The sequence below is a fragment of the Butyricimonas faecihominis genome (genome assembly GCF_033096445.1).
Lineage (GTDB): Bacteria > Bacteroidota > Bacteroidia > Bacteroidales > Marinifilaceae > Butyricimonas > Butyricimonas faecihominis.
This window is the reverse complement of the sequence record NZ_AP028155.1, coordinates 1,344,026-1,364,833: the sequence shown is the minus strand read 5'-3', so window position 1 is coordinate 1,364,833 and position 20,808 is coordinate 1,344,026. Positions and strand designations below refer to the sequence as shown.

At 43.7% G+C, this 20,808-nt stretch carries 17 protein-coding genes and 1 tRNA gene; 10 read left to right on the top strand and 8 right to left on the bottom strand.

Annotated features, from left to right (window positions below):
- Nucleotides 1-123 precede the first annotated feature (123 nt).
- The 6 genes from R8806_RS05810 (at nt 124) to R8806_RS05785 (ending at nt 8,542) form a co-directional block, all read left to right on the top strand.
- Nucleotides 124-1,269 carry a FecR family protein gene (locus tag R8806_RS05810; protein ID WP_124317150.1) on the top strand — a complete coding sequence of 382 codons (1,146 nt, stop codon included), beginning with the start codon at nt 124-126 and terminating at the stop codon, nt 1,267-1,269.
- 172 nt (nt 1,270-1,441) lie between these two features.
- Nucleotides 1,442-4,939, top strand: a complete 3,498-nt coding sequence (locus tag R8806_RS05805; RefSeq protein ID WP_241241697.1) for a SusC/RagA family TonB-linked outer membrane protein — start codon at nt 1,442-1,444, stop codon at nt 4,937-4,939.
- A gap of 4 nt (nt 4,940-4,943) precedes the next feature.
- Entirely contained in the window at nt 4,944-6,488 is a 1,545-nt protein-coding gene (locus tag R8806_RS05800) for a RagB/SusD family nutrient uptake outer membrane protein (protein WP_124317152.1), read from the top strand.
- Nucleotides 6,489-6,512: 24 nt separating this feature from the next.
- Nucleotides 6,513-7,154, top strand: a complete 642-nt coding sequence (locus R8806_RS05795) for a hypothetical protein (RefSeq protein WP_124317153.1) — start codon at nt 6,513-6,515, stop codon at nt 7,152-7,154.
- Between the two features lie 10 nt (nt 7,155-7,164).
- Nucleotides 7,165-7,689, top strand: coding sequence for a hypothetical protein (locus R8806_RS05790; RefSeq protein ID WP_124317154.1), 525 nt, complete (start codon nt 7,165-7,167; stop codon nt 7,687-7,689).
- 250 nt (nt 7,690-7,939) lie between these two features.
- Nucleotides 7,940-8,542, top strand: coding sequence for a GNAT family N-acetyltransferase (locus R8806_RS05785; protein ID WP_229782923.1), 603 nt, complete (start codon nt 7,940-7,942; stop codon nt 8,540-8,542).
- A gap of 46 nt (nt 8,543-8,588) precedes the next feature.
- Here R8806_RS05785 and ung read toward each other — a convergent pair whose 3' ends face one another.
- The 3 genes from ung to R8806_RS05770 all read right to left on the bottom strand — a co-directional run bounded on the left by ung (nt 8,589) and on the right by R8806_RS05770 (nt 12,674).
- Nucleotides 8,589-9,251 (bottom strand): uracil-DNA glycosylase, encoded by a 663-nt coding sequence (gene ung, locus R8806_RS05780; protein ID WP_124317155.1) that lies wholly within the window; start codon nt 9,249-9,251, stop codon nt 8,589-8,591.
- Nucleotides 9,252-9,334: 83 nt separating this feature from the next.
- Complete coding sequence (locus R8806_RS05775) at nt 9,335-10,648, bottom strand: RtcB family protein (protein WP_229782922.1); 1,314 nt, start codon at nt 10,646-10,648, stop codon at nt 9,335-9,337.
- Nucleotides 10,649-11,093: 445 nt separating this feature from the next.
- Nucleotides 11,094-12,674, bottom strand: coding sequence for a TROVE domain-containing protein (locus R8806_RS05770; RefSeq protein WP_164720015.1), 1,581 nt, complete (start codon nt 12,672-12,674; stop codon nt 11,094-11,096).
- A 113-nt stretch (nt 12,675-12,787) separates the two neighbouring features.
- Here R8806_RS05770 and R8806_RS05765 point away from each other — a divergent pair, with 113 nt between their 5' ends.
- Nucleotides 12,788-13,807: a helix-turn-helix transcriptional regulator gene (locus R8806_RS05765; RefSeq protein WP_124318137.1), complete on the top strand. Its 1,020-nt coding sequence runs from the start codon at nt 12,788-12,790 to the stop codon at nt 13,805-13,807.
- A 2-nt stretch (nt 13,808-13,809) separates the two neighbouring features.
- Here R8806_RS05765 and R8806_RS05760 read toward each other — a convergent pair whose 3' ends face one another.
- The 4 genes from R8806_RS05760 to truA form a co-directional block, all read right to left on the bottom strand.
- Nucleotides 13,810-14,352, bottom strand: a complete 543-nt coding sequence (locus R8806_RS05760) for a DUF2500 family protein (protein WP_124318136.1) — start codon at nt 14,350-14,352, stop codon at nt 13,810-13,812.
- A 337-nt stretch (nt 14,353-14,689) separates the two neighbouring features.
- Nucleotides 14,690-14,762, bottom strand: a tRNA-Phe gene (locus R8806_RS05755).
- 76 nt (nt 14,763-14,838) lie between these two features.
- Nucleotides 14,839-15,993 (bottom strand): Lnb N-terminal periplasmic domain-containing protein, encoded by a 1,155-nt coding sequence (locus R8806_RS05750; RefSeq protein ID WP_124315925.1) that lies wholly within the window; start codon nt 15,991-15,993, stop codon nt 14,839-14,841.
- Between the two features lie 11 nt (nt 15,994-16,004).
- Nucleotides 16,005-16,751 carry a tRNA pseudouridine(38-40) synthase TruA gene (truA, locus tag R8806_RS05745; protein ID WP_124315924.1) on the bottom strand — a complete coding sequence of 249 codons (747 nt, stop codon included), beginning with the start codon at nt 16,749-16,751 and terminating at the stop codon, nt 16,005-16,007.
- A gap of 265 nt (nt 16,752-17,016) precedes the next feature.
- Between truA and R8806_RS05740 the strand changes: the two genes are divergently transcribed.
- From R8806_RS05740 to R8806_RS05730, 3 genes are read left to right on the top strand one after another with little or no spacing between them, the layout of a single operon-like run.
- A complete protein-coding gene (locus R8806_RS05740) occupies nt 17,017-17,697 on the top strand; it encodes a YggS family pyridoxal phosphate-dependent enzyme (RefSeq protein ID WP_124315923.1) in 681 nt (226 codons plus the stop codon).
- Between the two features lie 38 nt (nt 17,698-17,735).
- Nucleotides 17,736-18,731 (top strand): dihydroorotate dehydrogenase-like protein, encoded by a 996-nt coding sequence (locus R8806_RS05735; RefSeq protein ID WP_124315922.1) that lies wholly within the window; start codon nt 17,736-17,738, stop codon nt 18,729-18,731.
- Nucleotides 18,732-18,734: 3 nt separating this feature from the next.
- Nucleotides 18,735-19,916, top strand: a complete 1,182-nt coding sequence (locus R8806_RS05730; RefSeq protein ID WP_124315921.1) for a transglutaminase-like domain-containing protein — start codon at nt 18,735-18,737, stop codon at nt 19,914-19,916.
- Nucleotides 19,917-19,953: 37 nt separating this feature from the next.
- On the opposite strand, the gene R8806_RS05725 is transcribed toward R8806_RS05730, so the two are convergent.
- Nucleotides 19,954-20,796 (bottom strand): PepSY-like domain-containing protein, encoded by an 843-nt coding sequence (locus tag R8806_RS05725; RefSeq protein WP_124315920.1) that lies wholly within the window; start codon nt 20,794-20,796, stop codon nt 19,954-19,956.
- Between the last annotated feature and the right edge of the window lie 12 nt (nt 20,797-20,808).

Sequence of the window (20,808 nt, the reverse complement as noted above, 5' to 3'; positions counted from 1 at the left end):
GAGTAAAATTACTCAATATGTTGAGTAAATCAAATAATAGGATTGATATTTTTTTTGAAAAAAATCACTTTTCCTGTCACATGATTTTGAATCTGCGGTGTTTTATGGGAAATATTGCAGATCATGAAAGATGAGATTTATGAAATTATAGCCAAAGTGGTCGCCGGGGAGACGCTAACGGACGAAGAGCGACAAGATTTGGAGGTTTGGAGGGAGGAACACGAGAGGGAGTATCAGTTGTTGGTTCGGTTGAAAGAACCTGTGCGATTTATTCGGGAACGAGGGGGAATAGTGCGGGAAGTTGCCTATAAACAGGTAGCAAGGCGGCTTGAACGGGGTAAACAAAGGAAGATCAGACGGTACGCATATATTTCTGCGGTTGCGGGAGTGTTGCTGGTGATAGGAATTGCCTTGACGTGGTGGGGGCTACCGTTTGGAGAGAAGGGGACGATGGAGCAACCGTTCAGACCGGGAAGCGGGCAGGTGATGCTTACATTGAAACATGGGGAAGTGGTTCCGTTGAAAAGGGATGTGAAGGAAGTGATCGTGGCTGATACCACGTTATGTGTTACCAACGAGGGAAATACGCTCGTGTATTCCGTGATGCAAGGTGAGGTGCGGGAAGATACTTACAACGTGTTGACGGTTCCGGTCGGTGGGGAATTTCGGGTTATTCTATCCGATGGAACAATGGTGTTTTTGAATTCCGGTTCGGAGTTACGTTACCCGGAAGTTTTTCGTGACGGGCAGAGGGAAGTCTTTTTAAAGGGCGAGGCTTGGTTTGAAGTGGCGAAAGATAGCGTGCGTCTTTTTAGGGTACACGCGGGAGAAATGGACGTTCGGGTACTGGGAACGTCTTTTAACGTGAAAGCGTACGAGCGGATGGAATCGATAGCCACGACGCTTGTGACGGGGAGTGTTGAAATCACGTGTGATAATGAATCATTCCGGATTGTTCCGGGGGAGCAATTCGAATACCGTAAAGGGTTAAAATTGGCAAGTGTCAGGGAAGTCGATACCGAGTTATATACTTCGTGGAAAGACGGGTACTATAAATTTAGGCAAGCCTCGTTGGAAGAAATTATGACAACTCTTTCCGTGTGGTATGGTTTGGAGGTCTTTTACCAGAATGAGGAGGCGAAGCGGCTGGAGTTTACGGGAAAAGTGAAACGGTACGAGGATGTCGGGAATTTACTTCGAAAATTTGAACAGACGGAGAACGTGGTATTTAATCGAAAAGGAAATAACGTTATTATTCAGTTGAAATAAAAAGCTGTTCACGATGGACGGGAACAGCTCTTAAAAGTAAAGCATGAGGGTAAGTCTGGTGGTACATGCAAACCCTGTATGCTATGTGTAACTTTCAAAGTATAAAAGTATGAAAAAAAATCGAATCGGCACAAGATCCGATGGTTGGATTTTTGTCCGAAAATGCGTGTTGATGATGAAATTTGTATTTATTTTTACGATGTGTTGTCTTTTTCAGATTCAGGCAGCGGTGTATTCTCAGCAGACGAAAGTGTCTGTGGAGTTTCGGAACGTGTCGTTGGAAAAGGTGTTTCAAGAGTTGGAACGACAATCTAATTGTAGTTTCCTTTACAATCACCGGGTGGTGGAAGCCCGGGGGAGGGTGAGTATTCAAGTTGTTGATAAAGAGTTAAGTCAGGTTCTTGACGAGTTGTTGACAAAATTGGGACTGGGATTTACTTTCGATGATAATCTGGTGATTATAAAAGAACGTACTTCGATGTGGGGGAAAGATTCTGTTCAAAAAGGATTGCGGATCGTGGGGAGAGTCGTTGATGAGAAAAAACAGGCCATGCCCGGCGTGACGGTGAAATTGACGGGAACGACTTTAGGAACGGCGACGGATTCCAAGGGAATTTTCAGTATGATGTTACCTTTGGCCAAGGGGGCGTTAGAATTTTCTTTCGTGGGCTATAAGACGCAGAGCTTGACTTTTTCGGCAACCACGCGAGATACGATTCGGATCGTGATGCAAGAAGATATACAGGCTTTGGATGAGGCGGTGGTAGTGGCATACGGAACGACAACCCGTCGGGAGGCAACCGGGGCCATCTCGGTGATTAAAGCGGATGAATTGAGGGGAATTCCGTCGGGGAGTATTGCCAGCCTGTTGCAGGGACGGGTTGCGGGAATGGACGTGACGAACATTACCGGGGCGCCCGGGGGAGGTGGAACGATTATTACCATCCGGGGATATAATTCTTTGGACGTGGAACAGAAGAGTCGCCAGTTTTCGAATCCCTTGTGGGTGGTTGACGGGGTGCCATTGAATTCGTTTACTTCACCGATTACGGGTACGAACCTGTTGGCCGAGATAAACCCCGATATGATTGAATCCGTGCAGGTTTTGAAGGATGCCTCGGCAGCCTCTATTTATGGGTCTCGTGCGGCAAACGGTGTGATTATCGTGACAACGAAAAAAGGACGGGCGAATCAAAAGGCTACTTTTTCAGTCAATGTTTCCCAAACGTGGAGCGTGTTACCCAAGTTACCGACGCTGATGGTCGGACGGGCTGAACGATGGTGGCGGATAAAGGCATTACGGAATATGCCTAAAGCTTATCTGGATTGGGAAAACAGGCAATATAAATACCCGAGTTCTATATCCGAGATGGAAAAGAATCGATTGTCTTTTCTGGATTGGTTTTATCCCAAAAGTGATTCACAACCGGCAGACGGGATTATTCTTCAGGATAGTTTGAATGCGTTTTATAATCATGCCACGAATTTCTTTCCAATGTACTTTGAAACGGGGAAAGTGACGAATGCGAATATACAGGCATACGGGGGATCGGACAGGATAAACTATGGTATCGGTTTGGGATATTATAACGAGGCAGGTGTGTTGAAAGGAACTGGATTTAATCGTGTCGATTTGACGACCAACCTGAACGTCATTCCGACGAATCGTTTAAACGTGGATTTGCGTTTCTATCTTTCATTGACGAATCGTAAAAGAAGTTCCGAGAATCAAATGGAAGGTTTTCAAACCAGTACGAACGTGGATGTTATTCCCGGTGATCCTTTTGAATTGACAACCTTACTTCCCGGTAAAGGGAGCGTGGTGTGGGATGAGGTGTTGAAATCTCTTCAGGGTATAAAAGAAAAGAATCGATCCGTGAGGGGAAGGGCTAATATAAAGATCGGTTATGACGTGTTGGAGGGGTTGAATGTATCAACTTCTCTTGCCGCGGATTACTCGATTCATAGACGTCACTATTTCTCGCCGTCTTATTTGGATACGGACGGGTATTCTATAAGCATAGGGGAGACCGGAATTAACGTGATGGCTTTGAGCGAAACCATGTTAACCTACACGAAGACGCTTAAGGAAGACCACACGTTTAATGTGCTTGCGGGGTTTTCCTACCAATATGATCAAGAGGAATATAATGGGGGCAGTGGCCGGAATTCTCCCAGTGATAAGATCCAGTATGTACCAAGTGGTTTCCCGACGTTAGCGGAAAAAGAAATTTACGATTATAAGGAGGTGATTCCCTTGCAGGCATACGAATCAGACATGAAAGAAAAATCCTTACTATCGTGGTTTGCCCGTTTGGAGTACGATTATCAGAAAAAGTATTTCATTTCAGCAAGTTTTCGTCGGGATGGAAGTTCAACCTTCGGGGCGAAAAATAGATGGGGAACCTTTCCTTCCATTGCCGGGGGATGGAATTTTAGCGAGGAGAGTTTTATCAAGGATAATCTGGAATGGTTGAGTTTTGGAAAGATCAGGGCCAGTTGGGGACGTTCCGGGATGCATTTCGAGGAGTGTTACTTGGCTTTGGGATCGCTGTATTCCGGACAGCCGTTTATGGGAGAGAGTACCTTGTCGTGGGGAAACGGGTTGTATAACGAGGAGTTATCGTGGGAGAAAACAGACCAGTATGATTTCGGGTTGGATATGGATATGTTCAATTATCGCTTGGGTTTGACGTTAGATTATTACTATCGTTATTCAAGTGATAAGTTATGGCAGATTGAATTACCGGGGGATTATAACGGTTTTGCTTATCAATGGAGAAATGCAGCGGCGGTATCTAACGAAGGGATTGAATTGTTGATCCGGTACGAGATATTCCGGAATGATAATTTGTATTGGAAGATTTCAGTGAACGGGGCCAAGAATTGGAATCGATTCGAGAAGTCATACACGGGGGAGGATATTCCCCGAATTGGTATTATCGGGAAGGCTTTAAATGGGATATATACTTTGGCAACCGATGGTTTTGTGAATAAACAGGATGAATTGCCTGTTACTTACAATAATGCGGGAATCAGTTCTTATTTGAATAATGGAGATAAAAGTACATTTTATAAGCCGGGAGATTATAAATTTATAGATGTAAATGGGGATGGAATTATCAGTGAAGAAGATCGGATTTACCAAGGGAGTGCTTTACCTGTCGTGACGGGAGGTATCGTGAACGAGGTACGTTGGAAGAATTTCGATCTGAATATGTCGGTTACCTTCCAAATCGGCCGACATATCGTGAATGCACAGGCAAATGCCTCACTAAAGACAAGTTATCCGAACGAAATCTTACATCCGTTTTTGCTGAATATGAATAAGCAGCATTTCTGGCAGCAACCGGGAGACACGGGAGCGAGATACACGCAATGGCAAACCGATCAAGGGGTTGGGAACTATAATACTACAGATCGGGATGTGGAAAAGGTGAATTGGTTAAAGTTAAAAACATTGTCTATCGGGTACACGTTGCCGGCATCTTTAATGAAATCTTGTAAGTTGGAACAGGTACGTTTTTTCGTGAGTGGGGAGAATCTTTTGTCTTGGCACAATTATTCCGGTCTCGATCCCGAAATCGTGGACGTGCGTACGGGATTCGATGATGGGAAAAATTATCCCTTGGCACGTAAGTTTACATTGGGTTTAACGGTTAAATTTTAAGCAGATGAAACATATTATTATTTTGATAACAAGCATTTGGTTGCTTGCCGGGTGCGAGGATCTTTTAGAAATGGAACCTAAGAATTCCTTGACTTACGGGAATAGCATGACAGAGAAAGAGTTGGAAGCATCTGTTCGGGGGGCGCAAGCGATTATCAGGACTTATATGATGATGCACTATAATAATGGTTCAAATTATGTGAATGGTAGTTATGCTGATGAGGTGGAATATACTCTTTCTTTGAGACGGAATCTGGACCCGCAAGTGATTCCGGGTGGAGATTGGGGGCAGCAATATAACGTGATTTCCGTGGCTAACCGGACGATATATTTAGCGAAACACAGTGATCTTGATCAAGATCGGAAGAATTTGTATCTTGGTCAAGGGTATTTTCTAAAGGCTTTTATTTATTATGATTTATTGAAAGAATGGGGGGAGTGCGTGTTGATTAAAGATGAGGTGGAACCCGAGCCGGTGGCTAAATCCCCGTGGACGGAAATTGCAGATTACGCGATAGAAGTGGCACAGGAGGCCGTGGATGCATTACCCGATTTCTCGGAAATAAAGGATTCTAAAGGGCAGTTTGCCCGCTATAAATCAACTCCTTGTAAGGGTGCAGCGAATGCTTTGTTAGCTCATTTATGCGCATGGAAAGCCGGGGGAAAGTATTTTGCCCGGGAAGACCAGAGAGATTACGACGAACGGGAACTTTGGCTAAGAGCGGAACGGGCTTGTTCGTGGGTAATCGATTCGTCTATTTATCAATTGGCCTCGTCCCCGGAAGAGGTTTGCACGGAGGTCATGGTTGGGGGGAGTAAGGAAAGTATTTTCGAATCCGTGTACAAGGACCAATGGGTGGAAATGGGGGGCATGTGGGAAGCGTTGAAATTCAATCCTGCAAAAGATTACGAGAACTGGCCGATTAATAATCTTGCCATGCCTTCGGACAATGAATGGAATGCTTTTAATATTAAAACAACGACTGTACAGGAGATGTTTCCCGATGGTGATTTGCGTAAAGACGCTTATTTTTATAAGTTTGAGGAAATGGCCCATCCGGATAGCGTGGAAATAACTCATGGCTTTGCTTATCCCTATAAATGGAGATATGGTTATTATAAAGATGATGGATGGGGAAAATATTGGCGTAATATTAATCAAAACAAAATTTGGTGGCGTTTAGCTGATATTATCCTGTTGCGGGCAGAATGTCGGGCCCGTTTGGGAGGGGAATATGTTGCTGGGGCGATAGAGGATTTGAACACGATTCGCCGCCGGGCAAATGCTAAACTCTATTCTTCTTCAGAATATGGCGGGGATTTACGTTATGCAATTTTTAAGGAACGGGAGAAAGAGTTGTTGATGGAGGGGTACCGGTATTATGACGTGATCCGGAATGGATACGTGCGGATGGAGTTGGAAGAAGGTTTCCGAAAAGCCTCCGATCAGGATTTTATAGACGGGTGTTTCTTTAATGCAATTGGAAGTGGCGCGTTTAGTAAAAATACGTTGATGCGCCAGAATTCATACTGGTTGCGGTATATGTAATTTAGAATTTTAAAATTTAGAATAATGAGAGTTATAATATTGATATTGTGTTGTATGGGAGTTTTGAGTGCTTGCACGCAACAGGATGTGATTAATTCGGGAGTATCGTCACCTTACCATGATTGTAACATGATGGATTATATGCGTGGAGATACCTATAATTGGGAATTAACAGTACAAATGATTGAACACGCCGGGTTGACGGATTTGTTCGAGGGAAAAGTGGACACGATGCCAGTGATCACATTTTGGGGAATACCTTCTTATTCCATACAACGTTTTATTTTTGATTCACACGAGAATGAAGATTTGACGAAGGTGTACACGAAGGTTTCGGATATTCCGAAGTCGCTTTGTAGGGAATTCCTGTTGAAGCACGTTACAAAAGGAAAGATTTTAAAGGAGGACATTGCTTATAAAAATAAAGAGTTCGAGATCAATGAATCGGGGCAGGACGGGGGAACTTGGATTACCTGTTTGGCGGGGAATCGTTTTATCGCTTACCGGGAGGGTAGCGATTACGCCGGGGTGCCGGATGCCGGAGAGGTAAATTTGAGATGCTGGTCGCCTTCGTGGGGAAAGATTCCCATGTCTTCTCCGGATATTCAACCGACGAATGGCGTGGTACATGCGTTGAATTACTCGTATCGATTAGGACATATTTAATTGGATGGTTATGAGAAATATAATATGGATATTGTTTGTGGCGGTCTTGACTTCTTGTCAGGATGTGACCATTGGTTTCTTAAATATTGAAAAGGCCGGTTATGAAATTGATTCATTGGAGGTAAAGGTTGTTTTGGATAATGCTGTTCCGGAAATTATCCCTAACCCGGAATACGAGGAATATATTGATATGGGATTTGATCCTGAAAGTTGCATTGAAATGGGAATTTATCCCACGCTTGAAATAGGAGGAGGCGAGGATTATACACGGGATAAATATAACATCCCGTGGACGAGTACCCCGATTGAAGGGGTGGACGGAACGGCTCCGATTTATGTTTCGATTAAAAGCGTGACGAGTAATGATGGAGATGCCGGGAAATTGAAAGCCGTGTTGACCGTGAAAGGGGATGGAATGTTAAATGTCTCTTGTCATCATGATATTCCCGTGGGACGTTATGTGATTTCACTTACGTTTTCGAACGAGGGGTATTCTAAAGACGTGGATAATTGTTTCACGATTATCGTGAAATAGTGTGTTTTTAATTTCGATTTGTTAGATTTGAAAGTCGGGTTAGCATAATATGCGGCCCGACTTTTGTTGTTTTCTTTGTTGGAATACGGGATTTATCTTCATGCGGGCTTGGCTATTTTGTGAGATTGACGGTTGAAAAATTTATTTGAGGGGGACTGAACAAGATATTATTAAACTACGTATGTTTGCGTAGTTTTAATATACAAAAACAAAAAATGATAAAGGAGAGATTCCAAGGAATCTAGCAATTATGAAAACAGGTGTAAGCGATTTGCCCCGATCGATGAATCAGGGAAATGAGTTCTTAATGTTACGGGAAAAAAAGCACAGTGTTAGGATTGAAGGTGAGGGATTCGTGGTGCGTGAATGGCGTTTTTCGGATTGTGATTCTTTAGCCGAAAATGCCAATAATGAGAAGATTTGGAATAATGTTATGGATCACTTTCCGCATCCATACACGAAACAAGATGCTTTTGATTATATCAGTATGGTTCATGCCATGCCTGTACCCCCGATGCGATTTGCGATCGAGGTGGATGGGAAAGCAGTAGGAAGTATCGGGTTTGGTTCAGAAGGTGACATTGAACGGGTAACTGCCGAAATCGGTTATTGGCTGGGAGAACCTTACTGGGGACGGGGAATTATGCCTAAAGTCGTGGCTGCCGTCACGCGATACGCATTTGAAACGTTCGGTTACCAAAAACTTTACGCCTTGGTTTTTGATTACAATCCGGGATCCATGTGCGTATTGGAGAAAGCAGGGTACCAATTGGAGGCGGTGTTGCACAAGGCGGCCGTGAAAAATGGAAAGGTGATAGATTTCTATTATTACAGTATCATGAAAGAGAATTAATTAAAAAAGCAGTATCCGTAAGGATGCTGCTTTTTTAATTTCATGTTTACCAGTTGATTTCTTGAATACCCTTACTTCGTAGAAAAGCATTGGCTTTACTGAAATGTTTACAACCGAAGAAACCATACTCGGCAGAACGGGGAGAGGGGTGTACGGTGGTTAACACAAGATGTTTGCGAGTATCAATAAGTGACATCTTTTGTTTGGCATAACTTCCCCATAACATGAAAACCAAGTTCTCCCGTTCATCACTTAATTTTTTGATCACGGCATCGGTAAAAATTTCCCAACCTTTGTCTCTGTGAGATCCCGTTTCGTGCGCCCGAACCGTGAGTACCGAGTTTATGGGGAATACCCCTTGGGCTACCCAATGGTCCAGATTCCCGGAGGTCGGGATGGGTGTCCCTAGGTCCATGTGTATTTCTTTAAAAATATTTGCCAGAGAGCCGGGAATAGCTACCCCATCCGGTACGGAAAAACATACCCCGTAATATTGGCCCGGATTAGGATAGGGATCTTGTCCCAAGATGACAATTTTTACTTTTTCAAAGGGGCAGGCGTTGAATACATGAAATATCTGGTGTCCCGGAGGAAGTACATGAGCTTTCTTGTATTCACTCTTGACAAACGCCACTAATTTCTCGAAATAGGGCTTGTCAAATTCATCCTGTAAGCGTTGTTGCCAACTTTCTTCTATTTGAACCTTCATAGATGTGTTTGGGTTGCTTAACGAAGACAAAAGTAAACATATTTTTCATTCGTTTATTTCCATTTTTTCAGAATTTTATTGTTTTACAAAGCTTTGATGTTCATGATTGGTTTGATCGTGTCGATGATCGTTGCCGTGTCTTGTATCGCTAGCATGATCAAATCTTTATCTTTATACGCCATCGGGGATTCATCAAGGGTTTGTCGGCAGACGGAGGTGGAATAAATGCCTTCCATTTCTTTTGTGAATTCCTCCATATCCAGTGTTTTCAGTGCTTTGTTCCGGGCAAGTACCCTTCCGGCTCCATGAGGGGCGGAACAGTTCCAGTCCGGGTTACTTTTTCCTTCACAAATCAACAAACCGTCACGCATGTTGAATGGAATAACCATTTTTTCACCTTGATAAGCCCGAATGGCTCCTTTTCGGATGATCCAGTCCGTCGTGTCGATGAAATTATGCATGGAGTAAACCGTGTCCACGGCTTGATAATTTTCACCCAAGTCTTTGAATATGGCTTTTGCCATAGCCTTGTGGTTGAATTGCGCGTAAGTTTGAGCAATAACCATATCGACAAGATATTCATACATGTCTTCTCCTTCAAGCATATATTCCCTTTTTCCGACGTGGTAACGTTTGTTTAACTCTTCCAGTTTCTGGGGAATATCACTTGTCGGTAGAGTGTTACGCGTGATAGACTTGAATTCTTCATGGTACTCTTCCGGAAGAACGGTCGTTTTATGCATTTTCTTGGCATGATAATTACACACCTTCAACCCGAAATGACGAGAACCGGAGTGAATGGTCAGGTAATGTGAACCATCTTTGGCAGATTCTCCTAGTTCAATGAAATGATTTCCACCACCTAGTGTACCCACGGAACAATAGAAGGTACTTTCTTTGATACCGATTTTCTTACACAAGCGGGAGATATATTCTTTATCGACTAGAATGGAATCTTTGGTTTCCCCGAATCGCTGGAACCATTTTTGTTGAAAGGCATGAAGGTTATTATTCACGGTTTCAAAATAGGGGGTAATCCACCAGTCATCCAAGTTCTTCTCCTTTCGGATATGCATTCCCATGGGAATGGAACGCCGGATGGCATGGTCCAGTGTCGGGAATTGTTCTTCTTCGATTCGCTGGTTTAATTTGAACGTGGTGACGGAACAACCGATGTCCACACCAATATAGTTCGGGTTGACCATTCGTGTCACGGGCATGGTGAATCCAATCACGATTCCCTTACCCACGTGGGTATCCGGCATGATTCGTACTTGTACTCCGGCAGAGATTTCCTGATTCAGAATGTTCCGGACCAACTCGATGGCCTCGGTTTCCACTTCGTCGATGAAGATTTTGCAATCTTGATTATATGTTCCTTTTAATTCTATCATCATTTTTGTTTTTAATATACGCGGAGCAACGGGCAAACAAGGATCGTACGGGATTCGAACCCGTGGTGACCACTTTAACGAAGTAACCCTGTTTTACGGCATCCGCGTGAGTTTCATTTGTAAAAAACAGGAGTAACAAGCGAGAAAGGAAACGGGGCATGACTTGCCGGAGTCGAACCGGATAGTCTCGTCGATTTTACGACCTCACTATTCCTCCCCTAAATTGAGTCGAAGTAACCCTTCTCTACGACATCCTGTTTTAGTAATTTAAAAGCAAGGCTACAAGCGATAAGAGACTGTTTCCTGCTCTACCCACTGAGCTACACTCCCTTGTTCGTAGTTTACAGATCGTGGAAGTGGCGGGATTCGAACCCGCGACCCGGGCGTTACATGCGAAGTAACTCTTATCTACGGCACTTGCTTTATATTTTTGTTTCAAAGAACGCTTTTATATTTCTATTTTCATTATTTCGTTGACAACCGAGGAACCTTGTTCGATATAATATATCATATCGAATATTTTTTCACTCCACCCGCTGACGAGGATCACGTTGCCGTTATCTTTTGTCATGCTGTTCCCGTAACCTCTCAAGTCAACCGTATAGACCCTCACGTCCGGGTTGATCTTCAGGTATTTCTGGAAAAGGCGGTTGAAGTTTTCTCCCCGATTTCCTTTGTGATCGTACCAGTTGCATCCGTCACCGACCTGACAGTCAGAGAATATGACAATTCTGTCTATAATCGTTTTTGATTTTATTAAATATTCCATGTAGTCGAATATTCCTCTTTCCGTTGCCGGGCCGCATTTCTTGGCAGCTTGGTTAATGATGTTGAAATTCTCGAACACGTTTACCGAGCGACTCAAGTTCGCGTCAATTAACCGATCACCAAACAATCCGACGTAAGTGTCTTTGCATTTGTTCCAATACAACACGGCAAACAAGTTGGCAATATCCGAAGTTTTCCGTTCGCTCATGGCTGACACTAGGGATTTTCCACCCCGGTCCCCGTACATACTTCCGGAGTTATCGGATAGTATCACGGTTTTTCCCTCGCGGGTCGGGATATTGTCACAACTGATTACCAGCGCTTTTTCCAAAGCTGCCAAGGCTTTCTTTATTTTCGCTTTTTCTCCTTCGAATATAGAGGTTTCTTTGGCCAGTTTGTCTATTTCCAGGAATGCTGACAGGTAACGGAAAGGCATTTGTTTTGCTTTTCTGATCCGGTATTCGTTTGTCAGGATATTCAAGGTCATGTCCAATGCTTTATCAGTGCTTTTCGTGACGATATTCCGCAAGTTTCGTAATAGAGCCATGTAACCCACTTGACCGCTTGACACGAGTTCCTCCCATTTTTCGGAAACGGCTTGGGCTTTCGCTTTCTCGTTTTCGAACGCTTGTTTACCCAGTTCGGATAATTCGGTTTCCCACGTGTAGGGGATAGCTAGGTTACCCGATACGATTTTGTCAAATATAGCCTGTTGTGCTTCATCCTTTGCTTTCGGGTGAACCAGAAACAAAGCGTCTCGCAAGCTTACAGCCGAGTCGGTATTGTATTTGGCGAATTGGTACTCGTCAAACCTGTTGAACGATTCGATCAATCCTTTTTGTATTTGTTTTGACAACCGGTTCAATTTTTTGGTCCCTTCCCGTTTGTTGGCGATTTGGTAGTAGGCGAGAATCTCGGTGATCTCGTCAGCTCGTTTCACCACACCCGTGACGGCACGTTTCACGATCTCGTTACCGGAATACAATCTTGCCAATTCAACAGCCAGTATCATCGGTACCGAACGCAAGTTCATTTCCGTGCGAGCATATACAGCGAGTCTGGCTACAAACTCGGGACTGCATTTCGCGATCAGGTTTTTGATCCTGCAAACCCTGTCCGTGTTTGATTCGTAGTATGAATCATCGACCATGCAGGTGACTACGGTTGAATAGAGTTCCATTTCCGGTGTCATTTTGTAAGCCTTGGCTCCCATGTAATTCACGGTAGTGTCTTTTCCTTTGTTTGTAAAATTGAATTTCATAATTGTATCTTTTTTCGTTTTACACCACAAAGATGCATAGGTGGGTGCGCAAGCTTTTTGCGTAACTGAAATTATTTTCATATTTTTGAAAAAATAATTTTTATTCTGTTTTTATGCCAGCGAATCGTAATGCCCTAATCCGTTATAAAACAATAGATAACTGCCTGCGTAACAAATATAGAAGATGGACGCTTGAAGATTTGATTGACGCGTGTTCCGATGCCTTGTACGAGTACGAGGGGATCACGAAAGGAATTAGTCGGCGCACGATTCAGATGGATATACAGATGATGCGTAGCGAGAAATTGGGTTATAATGCCCCGATCGTGGTATATGATAATAAATACTATAGATACGAAGACGAGGAGTATAGTATCACGAACACTCCCTTGTCGGAGCAGGATTTGAAAGTGATGTCGGAGGCCGTGGAGGTGTTGCGCCAGTTTAAAGGGTTCTCTTACTTCTCGAATATGGGGGATATTATCAGTCGTTTGGAGGATCATGTGACTTCAGCCCGTCAGAAAACAATCCCGGTGATTGATTTCGAGAAGAACGAGAGTCTGAAGGGGATTGATTATCTGGATATGATTTATCACGCGGTGGTGAGCAAACAAGTGCTGCGGATGAAATACCGGTCTTTCAAGGCCCGATCCGCATCCTCGTTTTTGTTCTATCCTTATTTACTAAAAGAGTACCGGAATCGTTGGTTCGTGTTCGGGGTAAAACAGGGAATATCCGTGCTTGTAAACTTGGCCCTTGACCGTATTCATAGTCTTGAGATTGCTAAAGAGGAATCTTACAGGGAAAACACGGTGTTTGATCCGGTCACGTTTTTTGACGATCTTGTCGGGGTAACTAAAAACACTGGATCAAGGGCTGAGGTGGTTCGTTTTTGGGTAGATCGACTCAACGCTCCATACGTGGAAACCAAACCCCTGCATAAGTCGCAACGGGTGGTGGAAAGACAAAAAGACGGGGCAATCGTGTTCGAGATTGAGGTGGTTATAAATCAAGAGCTAAGACGGGAGATTTGTGGATTTGCCGAAGGGATTCGGGTGCTATCACCACCTGTGTTGGTGCAACAGATGGCATCCAAATTTCAACAGGCAAATGATTTGTATCGACAGGAATAGTTTTAGATTCCTTTTTTGATAATGGTATAGCCGAAGAATCCTTTTTCTAGGGTTAGTGTCCTAGTTGCGTTCGTACGTGTCTTGTTATAGGTGGAGAGTGAAACCGGGAGTTTTTTTCGTGTCCCGTTTTCGAAAATTACTTGCAGGTAATATTCTTTTCTTTCCCCGGCTGGAACATAACGGTGGTTTCCGACTCTACGGGTTTGCTTGTGTGTTTCGATATGTTTTGAGAGTACGGTTACTTTTTCTTCCCGAGTAGAAGACGGATCAGCCAATATAAGATTCCCGCCTAATATTAAGAAATAACAGAGAGCGCTTACATGAAATAGATGGCATATACCATTCAATATTTTACTATTGGAACGAGTTAACCATTGCCAGTTTTTATACAAGAACAGAGTAGCGATAGCGAGTATAAGAGCCATCGAGAGAGGTTCCCACCAATCAATTAGTGTTTCCCCGTAAATGGCATATCCGATTCCCCAGGCTATCATGGCGAGTAGCACGGTTACGTAAGGGATGATTTTGATGAATAGCGCTTTCATAACGATTCTTGTTCGGTTGCAAAAATAAGAAATATTTCTGGTAGATCAACGGGAGGCCTTGGTCGCCTCCATGTCTGTCCGACTTTTACTACGTGTTACTTTTTTAGCGACCACAAAAGTAGAATAAGAAAGAATTTTTTCCAGTATAATTCGAACAATTTATTTGATTAGATTTTTACTCTATGGTCATTTGGTTGACCTTCTGGTTGACAAAATGTATGGGATTTCTTGCTGATTCTGGTTTTCGGTTTAATTCTTGGTTTAAACATTGGGCTGAAAATGACATTTTTTGAGATAAAAGAAAAGAGAGTTACTTTCGTAACTCTCTCATTTTCAGTGGTACCACCAGGAATCGAACCGGGGACACAAGGATTTTCAGTCCTTTGCTCTACCAACTGAGCTATGGTACCATCGCTGAATTGCGAGTGCAAATATAGAGGTTTTATTTCAATCTGCAAGAGCTGAGGCAAAGAATCTCGAAAAATATTATTTCCCGCTTTGTCGAAGACGGATGCAGAGGTATATCATCCATATCATGATGACCATGGAAGCATAGGGAACTGCCGGAACGAACAGGAACCATAGCAAAAAGCCGATGATCAAGAGATAGAGGTAGATGAACAAGTATTTATTGATGATCCACGGTAGAGTGCGTTTACCGAGGAAGAAAGCGGCGATGAGGTTTAACGGATTTGCCCAGAAAGCATTGAAGTTGGGGAACATCGTGGGATGTTTCGTGAAGAAACACAAAAAGACGATGAGGCACCCGACAACGCCTGTCGCAATAAAGAAGGGAATAGCGATAGCTTTTAGCAAACGGCGGCTTTTTACCTTTTGTAAAAATAAAATGAGTGCAAGCGTACAAATGGCAAAAACAAAGAACGGGGAGAAATACCAAGGTGTTGAAAGGTCTTGTTCCGGGGCCTCGTATACTGTCTCTATCGGTTGCACGAGTGGAGTCCCATTATATGCCGCGGAATCTAAACGATACATGAGGTAATCGGGAAGAAACATTTGTTCATGGATGGTAGCCGTGGAGGTTGCGGGAGAGCCGAGGATCGTGTGAATACCCCATTGAATCCAAGGGGAACGACCTAGGTATTCATCCAGAAGATTCCAAAAGCTTTTCGTGGAAGGCTGGGCAATCCATGTGATTTGATTACCTGTACTTTTCTCTATGATGTCCCGAACCCGGGTTGAACAATTGTCATATAGAAAGTTGTAGAGGTATTCCCGGTTTGCAGGTTCATGATTTTCAACGAGCAAGTCCATCAAGTATTGCTTTTGAATGGAATCTAGGTTTAAGATCTGGGAATACACGCTACGTTCGTCATGAATGTAGGAAGATAAAAAACGACGAAATTCGGAACACGATAATTGGTAGGGAAGTAGTCCACGTGCAAATTTGAAATAGAATCCTTGGGTTGCAAAATCAAACGTTCCGTAATTGAAAACAATATCCATGTTGTTTGCCTTGTCAACCACCCGGATGCCCGTGTGTCCGAACAGCGAGTAGAGTTCGTTACCCGGGGAACACGTCAGAATACTGATCGTGGCGTCTTTGGACAACTTGACGGAGGCTGACGTACTCGCTGTGAGTAAAATCAGGAAAAAGGATATGATGAATAGTTTTGTTTTCATGTGTTTCAATATTATAGTTTACACGGGGGATATTCAATATCACAAAGAAACAAGGCATTACCGGGAACGGAAGTTCCTGCTTTGCATCGATCCTTGCTTTCAATAATCTGTTGGAATTGTTCCAGCGTGATACGTCCTTGCCCTACATCCAACAATGTTCCCACGATGGCACGTACCATGTTACGCAGGAAACGATCGGCTTTGATCGTGAATACAAGTTGTTCATCCGTTTCTTCCCAGTTGGCCTCCATCAAATGGCAGATGTTCGTTTTTACATCCGTGTGCAGTTTGGAGAAACTGGTGAAATCCTCGTAACGCAGGAGAAGTTCACAAGCGTTGTTCATTAACCGGATGTCCGGTAGGGGGTGCGGTCGGTAGGCAAACGGGTAAGTAAACGGATTCTTGCTTTTATTGATATAATATTTGTACGTACGCGATATTGCCGAAAATCGAGCATGCATATCAGGCAACACGGCGTATATATCTTTGATCGCGATGTTTTTTCCCAAGAAACGATTGAGTTTGTCTGCCAAGGCTTTCGTGTGAGAAATGGCGACATCACTCTCAAAGTGGGCCACGAAAAACGATGCGTGTACTCCCGTGTCTGTTCGTCCGGCCCCGGTCACGTTGATTTCTTGTTTCAACAAGAGGGAGAGAGCCTTGTTGATTTCTTCTTGGACAGAGGGGGCATTGGGTTGTATCTGCCAACCGTTATATCCACTTCCGTTATATGCTAATTCAATAAAATACCTGTGCATGTTTCCACTTTTTCAAGATTCAAAATTAACAAAATTCCGTGAGAGTAGAAGAACATGAAACGTTTTTTACTTTGTCTGTTCTTCGGGCTGCGGGAATGCCATGCACGGGTAAATTTCAATTAACTTGCGACTTGTGACCCGAGAACCTGTAACGGAAGGGTATAAACGTTAATTTTTAACGCTTGTATACTGACATTATATTCTGATTTTACGTTATATTTGTAAGTCCGTAGTATTTCAAGGGCATGTTAAATGTTGAAAAGGAATGAACAGTATTGTAGAAAATTTGAAAGAGATTGCCGGTAGTTTGCCGGAAGGAGTAAAATTAGTTGCCGTATCGAAAACAAAGCCCGTGGAGGCGATAGTGGAGGCATACGAGGCTGGGCAGAGAGTATTCGGGGAAAACCGGGTACAGGAACTAGCGGAGAAGTACGAGGTACTTCCCAAAGATATAGAATGGCACATGATCGGTCATTTACAAACGAATAAAGTGAAGTATATGGCCGCTTTCGTTTCTTTGATTCATGGTGTGGAGAGCTTGAAATTGTTGGAGACCATTGACAAGGAGGGGAAAAAACATGATCGGGTGATCCCTTGCCTGTTGCAATTTTATATAGCCAGTGAGGAAACTAAGTTCGGGTTGGATATGGAAGAGGCGAAAGCTCTCTTGGAGAGTAACGATTACAAGCAGATGAAGAACGTGAAGATCGTGGGCGTGATGGGGATGGCGACGAACACGGATGATGAGGTGCAGGTCAGACGGGAATTTCATCACCTGAAAGAGATTTTTGACGAGTTGAAGGCAACTTATTTTGCGGAGAACCCTGAATTCAAGGAATTATCCATGGGGATGTCCGGTGATTACCGGATAGCCGTGGAGGAAGGAAGTACGATGGTACGCGTGGGGAGTTCCATCTTCGGGGCGAGAAATTACGCGAATATATAATTTGAAAGATTCATTATTAACTATTTAAATAAATCATTATGGCAGATTTGAAGACGAAATACATGGGACTGGAGTTACGGAGTCCGATTATCGCGGGAAGTTGCGGTTTAACGTCCGACGTGGAGAAGATGGTCGAGATGGAGAAAGCGGGAGTGGGAGCCGTGGTGTTGAAATCTATTTTCGAGGAACAGATTAACGAGGAGACTTCCGGTGTGTTCAAGGCCGGTTACGGGATGAGTGATGCTTACCCGGAGGCCGAGGATTATATCAAAACGTACATTCGTTCCAACACGATACAGAAGTACGTGGAATTGGTTCGTAATGCCAAGAGTCGTTTGACGATACCCGTGATTGCCAGCGTGAACTGTTTTAGTGGTGGTGAATGGATTTCGTTTGCCAGCCAGTTGGAAGAGGCTGGGGCAGATGCGCTGGAGTTGAATGTCTTCATTTTGCCTGTAAACGAATTTAGGGAGAGTGCGGAAGTGGAGAATGTGTATTTCGAGATCGTGAAATCCATCAAGAGCCAGATAAAGATACCTGTTTCTGTTAAGATCAGTCATTATTTCACGAACCTTTCCGCTTTCGTGGATAAAATCAAGGCTTACGGGGCGAATGCAACTACGTTATTCAATCGATTCTACGAGCCGGATATAAATATTAATACATTAGAAATGGGGGCCGCATCCGTGTTTAGCACGGCTGCCGAATTGAGGACAACCTTGAGATGGACCGGAATATTGGCCGGGAAGGATAAAAAGTTGGAAATTTCTGCATCCACGGGCGTACATGGCGGTGAGGCTGCCGTGAAGTTATTGTTGGCAGGAGCAACGACAGTTCAAGTTTGTTCGGTTCTTTACGAGAAGGGTATTCACGTGATCGAGGATATAAATAATTTTATCGGGAAATGGATGGACACGAAAGCTTTCAAGACGATCGGGGATTACCGGGGAATGCTTTCCTATTCGTCCATCGAGAATCCGGATCTTTATGAAAGAGCCCAGTTCATGAAATACTTTAGTAATAAACAATATTAATTTATGAGAAGTACATTTATCTTGTTGTTGTGTTGCATGTGCTTTGCATGTGCGAAGTATCCGGGAGTGCCGGAAAAATATCATGCTTTGTTGGACAAAGCTTTAGAAACGTCGGGAACGAATCAGCCGGAACTGGCAAAAGCGTTGGAAAGTGCGACGCCGGAAATGAAGGAGGGCGTGGCCTTTTTGATTTCTTACATGCCGGAGCGGGATTTGAAAACGATGAAAGGGGATGATTTGTTGTCGAACGTGAAATTGGCATACGAGGCTCGTAACCGTTTTGCTTGGGCGAAGAGCGTGCCGGATTCCATTTTCTTGAATGACGTGTTGCCTTACGCTTCACTGAACGAGGAAAGAGATCAATGGCGTGCCGATTTCTACAAGAGATTCGCTCCTTACGTGGAGAATTGCAAAACTTTGGAGGAGGCAATTAAAGCCGTGAACAAGAACATCCGTGATGAAGTGAAGGTGGATTACAACACGGCTCGTGAGAAACCGGATCAGAACCCGTCAGAGTCTATTCGTCAGGGAATGGCTTCTTGTAGCGGTCTGTCTATTTTGTTAACGGATGCTTTGCGGTCAGTGGGTATTCCTTCCCGTATTGCCGGAACAGCTAACTGGCATGATAACCGTGGAAATCATAACTGGTGCGAGGTTTGGTTGGATGGTAAATGGTATTTCACCGAGTATTACCCGAACGAACTCGATCGTTCTTGGTTCCTTGCCGATGCCGGAAAAGCTGATCCAAAGGATCGGATGCACGCTATCTGGGCCTCTTCTTTCAAACCGACGGGGGAGAGTTTTCCGTTGGTTTGGGATTTTAATATTAAGTACGTGCCTGCTATCAATGTCACTCAACGGTATTTGGATATTTATCAAGAGGTTTATCAATCTCAATTGGCTGGGGGAAATTATGTACCTCTAAAGGTCATGATGTTTAAAGATAAACGCAATATGCGTAAATCTGATGATCGGGTAGCTGCCAACGTGGACATTTTCTGCGGTAAAGACCAAATCGGTGGAGGACGTACTGCCGGACCAACACAGGATATGAATGACGTGTTGGAATTTATGGTGGAAAAAAATAAAGTATATACGTTGAATTATTTCGATAAAGACGGTAAATGGGTAGGTGAAGAAGTGAAAGTGAAAGAGAAACCGGTAGAAGTGAAATTACACTTGTAAAATCAAAGGGCGGTCTTTTGAGGCCGCCCTTCGGTTATTAATTCTTTGGTATTGCAGATACAATCTTGAGATTGTTAGCGTCTATCGTGACATCGAATTCCCGATCTCCTTGTTCAACTTCAAAAATGTAAACGAGAGAACCGTCTGCTCTTTCTTCATAATCAATGTCATCTATCCGGTAGTTCGCGTAGGAAGAAGTTTTCAACACGTTCATCACGTTAGCCGGAACATTATTTTGCAGTACTTCCCACGTGGTGACAACCCATTGATTCTGGTGGTTGAACACTACTTCTTTCATGATTCGTTGATCAATAATGTCAATTTTCAATAGCCCTTTATCCTGATCTATTTCCACGATATTGGCCTGCGGGTATTTCTGCCGGATGAATTGTAAAACTGCCTGTGGTGCGCTCTCCGGTTGATAGCCCCGACCGTTATCCATGAGGGTTTTTACCAGTGTTCCATTTTCCAGATAATGCAGGGCGACTTCTTGTTCCCCGAGTTCGGCTTCGATGATGTAGATGGTTTCCATCCCGGCTCTTTCCAGTTTGTCAACGTCTTCTACTTCCCATTTTCCGTATTCTCCGGATTCAAAGCTATTGCGGATTACCACGGGGAGGGAACTATACTTGACGTCGCTTTCTGTCATCACCCATTGGCCGTTGTTGTCAAACCAAGCTTCGGCTTCCGTGAAGTCGATATGGAATTCGGCCACTTGATACGTGTTTTTCACTTCCCATTCTACTCGTTTTGCCGAGGGATATTTGGCTTTAAAGGCACTCACGACGTTTTTGGGTGGAGTGTAGCTGCTGTCTTTGCAGCTACTAAAGGCAAACGTGGTGGTGAGTAGGATTAATGCGGTAACTAATGTTGTTTTCATAATTTCTAATTT

What these genes read in the sequence shown, in the direction of transcription:
- R8806_RS05810 (WP_124317150.1), top strand. Translation starts at nt 124, where the DNA reads ATGAAAGATGAGATTTATGAAATTATAGCCAAAGTGGTCGCCGGGGAG.
- R8806_RS05805 (WP_241241697.1), top strand. Translation starts at nt 1,442, where the DNA reads ATGATGAAATTTGTATTTATTTTTACGATGTGTTGTCTTTTTCAGATT.
- R8806_RS05800 (WP_124317152.1), top strand. Translation starts at nt 4,944, where the DNA reads ATGAAACATATTATTATTTTGATAACAAGCATTTGGTTGCTTGCCGGG.
- R8806_RS05795 (WP_124317153.1), top strand. Translation starts at nt 6,513, where the DNA reads ATGAGAGTTATAATATTGATATTGTGTTGTATGGGAGTTTTGAGTGCT.
- R8806_RS05790 (WP_124317154.1), top strand. Translation starts at nt 7,165, where the DNA reads ATGAGAAATATAATATGGATATTGTTTGTGGCGGTCTTGACTTCTTGT.
- R8806_RS05785 (WP_229782923.1), top strand. Translation starts at nt 7,940, where the DNA reads ATGAAAACAGGTGTAAGCGATTTGCCCCGATCGATGAATCAGGGAAAT.
- ung (WP_124317155.1), bottom strand. Translation starts at nt 9,251, where the DNA reads ATGAAGGTTCAAATAGAAGAAAGTTGGCAACAACGCTTACAGGATGAA.
- R8806_RS05775 (WP_229782922.1), bottom strand. Translation starts at nt 10,648, where the DNA reads ATGATGATAGAATTAAAAGGAACATATAATCAAGATTGCAAAATCTTC.
- R8806_RS05770 (WP_164720015.1), bottom strand. Translation starts at nt 12,674, where the DNA reads ATGAAATTCAATTTTACAAACAAAGGAAAAGACACTACCGTGAATTAC.
- R8806_RS05765 (WP_124318137.1), top strand. Translation starts at nt 12,788, where the DNA reads ATGCCAGCGAATCGTAATGCCCTAATCCGTTATAAAACAATAGATAAC.
- R8806_RS05760 (WP_124318136.1), bottom strand. Translation starts at nt 14,352, where the DNA reads ATGAAAGCGCTATTCATCAAAATCATCCCTTACGTAACCGTGCTACTC.
- R8806_RS05750 (WP_124315925.1), bottom strand. Translation starts at nt 15,993, where the DNA reads ATGAAAACAAAACTATTCATCATATCCTTTTTCCTGATTTTACTCACA.
- truA (WP_124315924.1), bottom strand. Translation starts at nt 16,751, where the DNA reads ATGCACAGGTATTTTATTGAATTAGCATATAACGGAAGTGGATATAAC.
- R8806_RS05740 (WP_124315923.1), top strand. Translation starts at nt 17,017, where the DNA reads ATGAACAGTATTGTAGAAAATTTGAAAGAGATTGCCGGTAGTTTGCCG.
- R8806_RS05735 (WP_124315922.1), top strand. Translation starts at nt 17,736, where the DNA reads ATGGCAGATTTGAAGACGAAATACATGGGACTGGAGTTACGGAGTCCG.
- R8806_RS05730 (WP_124315921.1), top strand. Translation starts at nt 18,735, where the DNA reads ATGAGAAGTACATTTATCTTGTTGTTGTGTTGCATGTGCTTTGCATGT.
- R8806_RS05725 (WP_124315920.1), bottom strand. Translation starts at nt 20,796, where the DNA reads ATGAAAACAACATTAGTTACCGCATTAATCCTACTCACCACCACGTTT.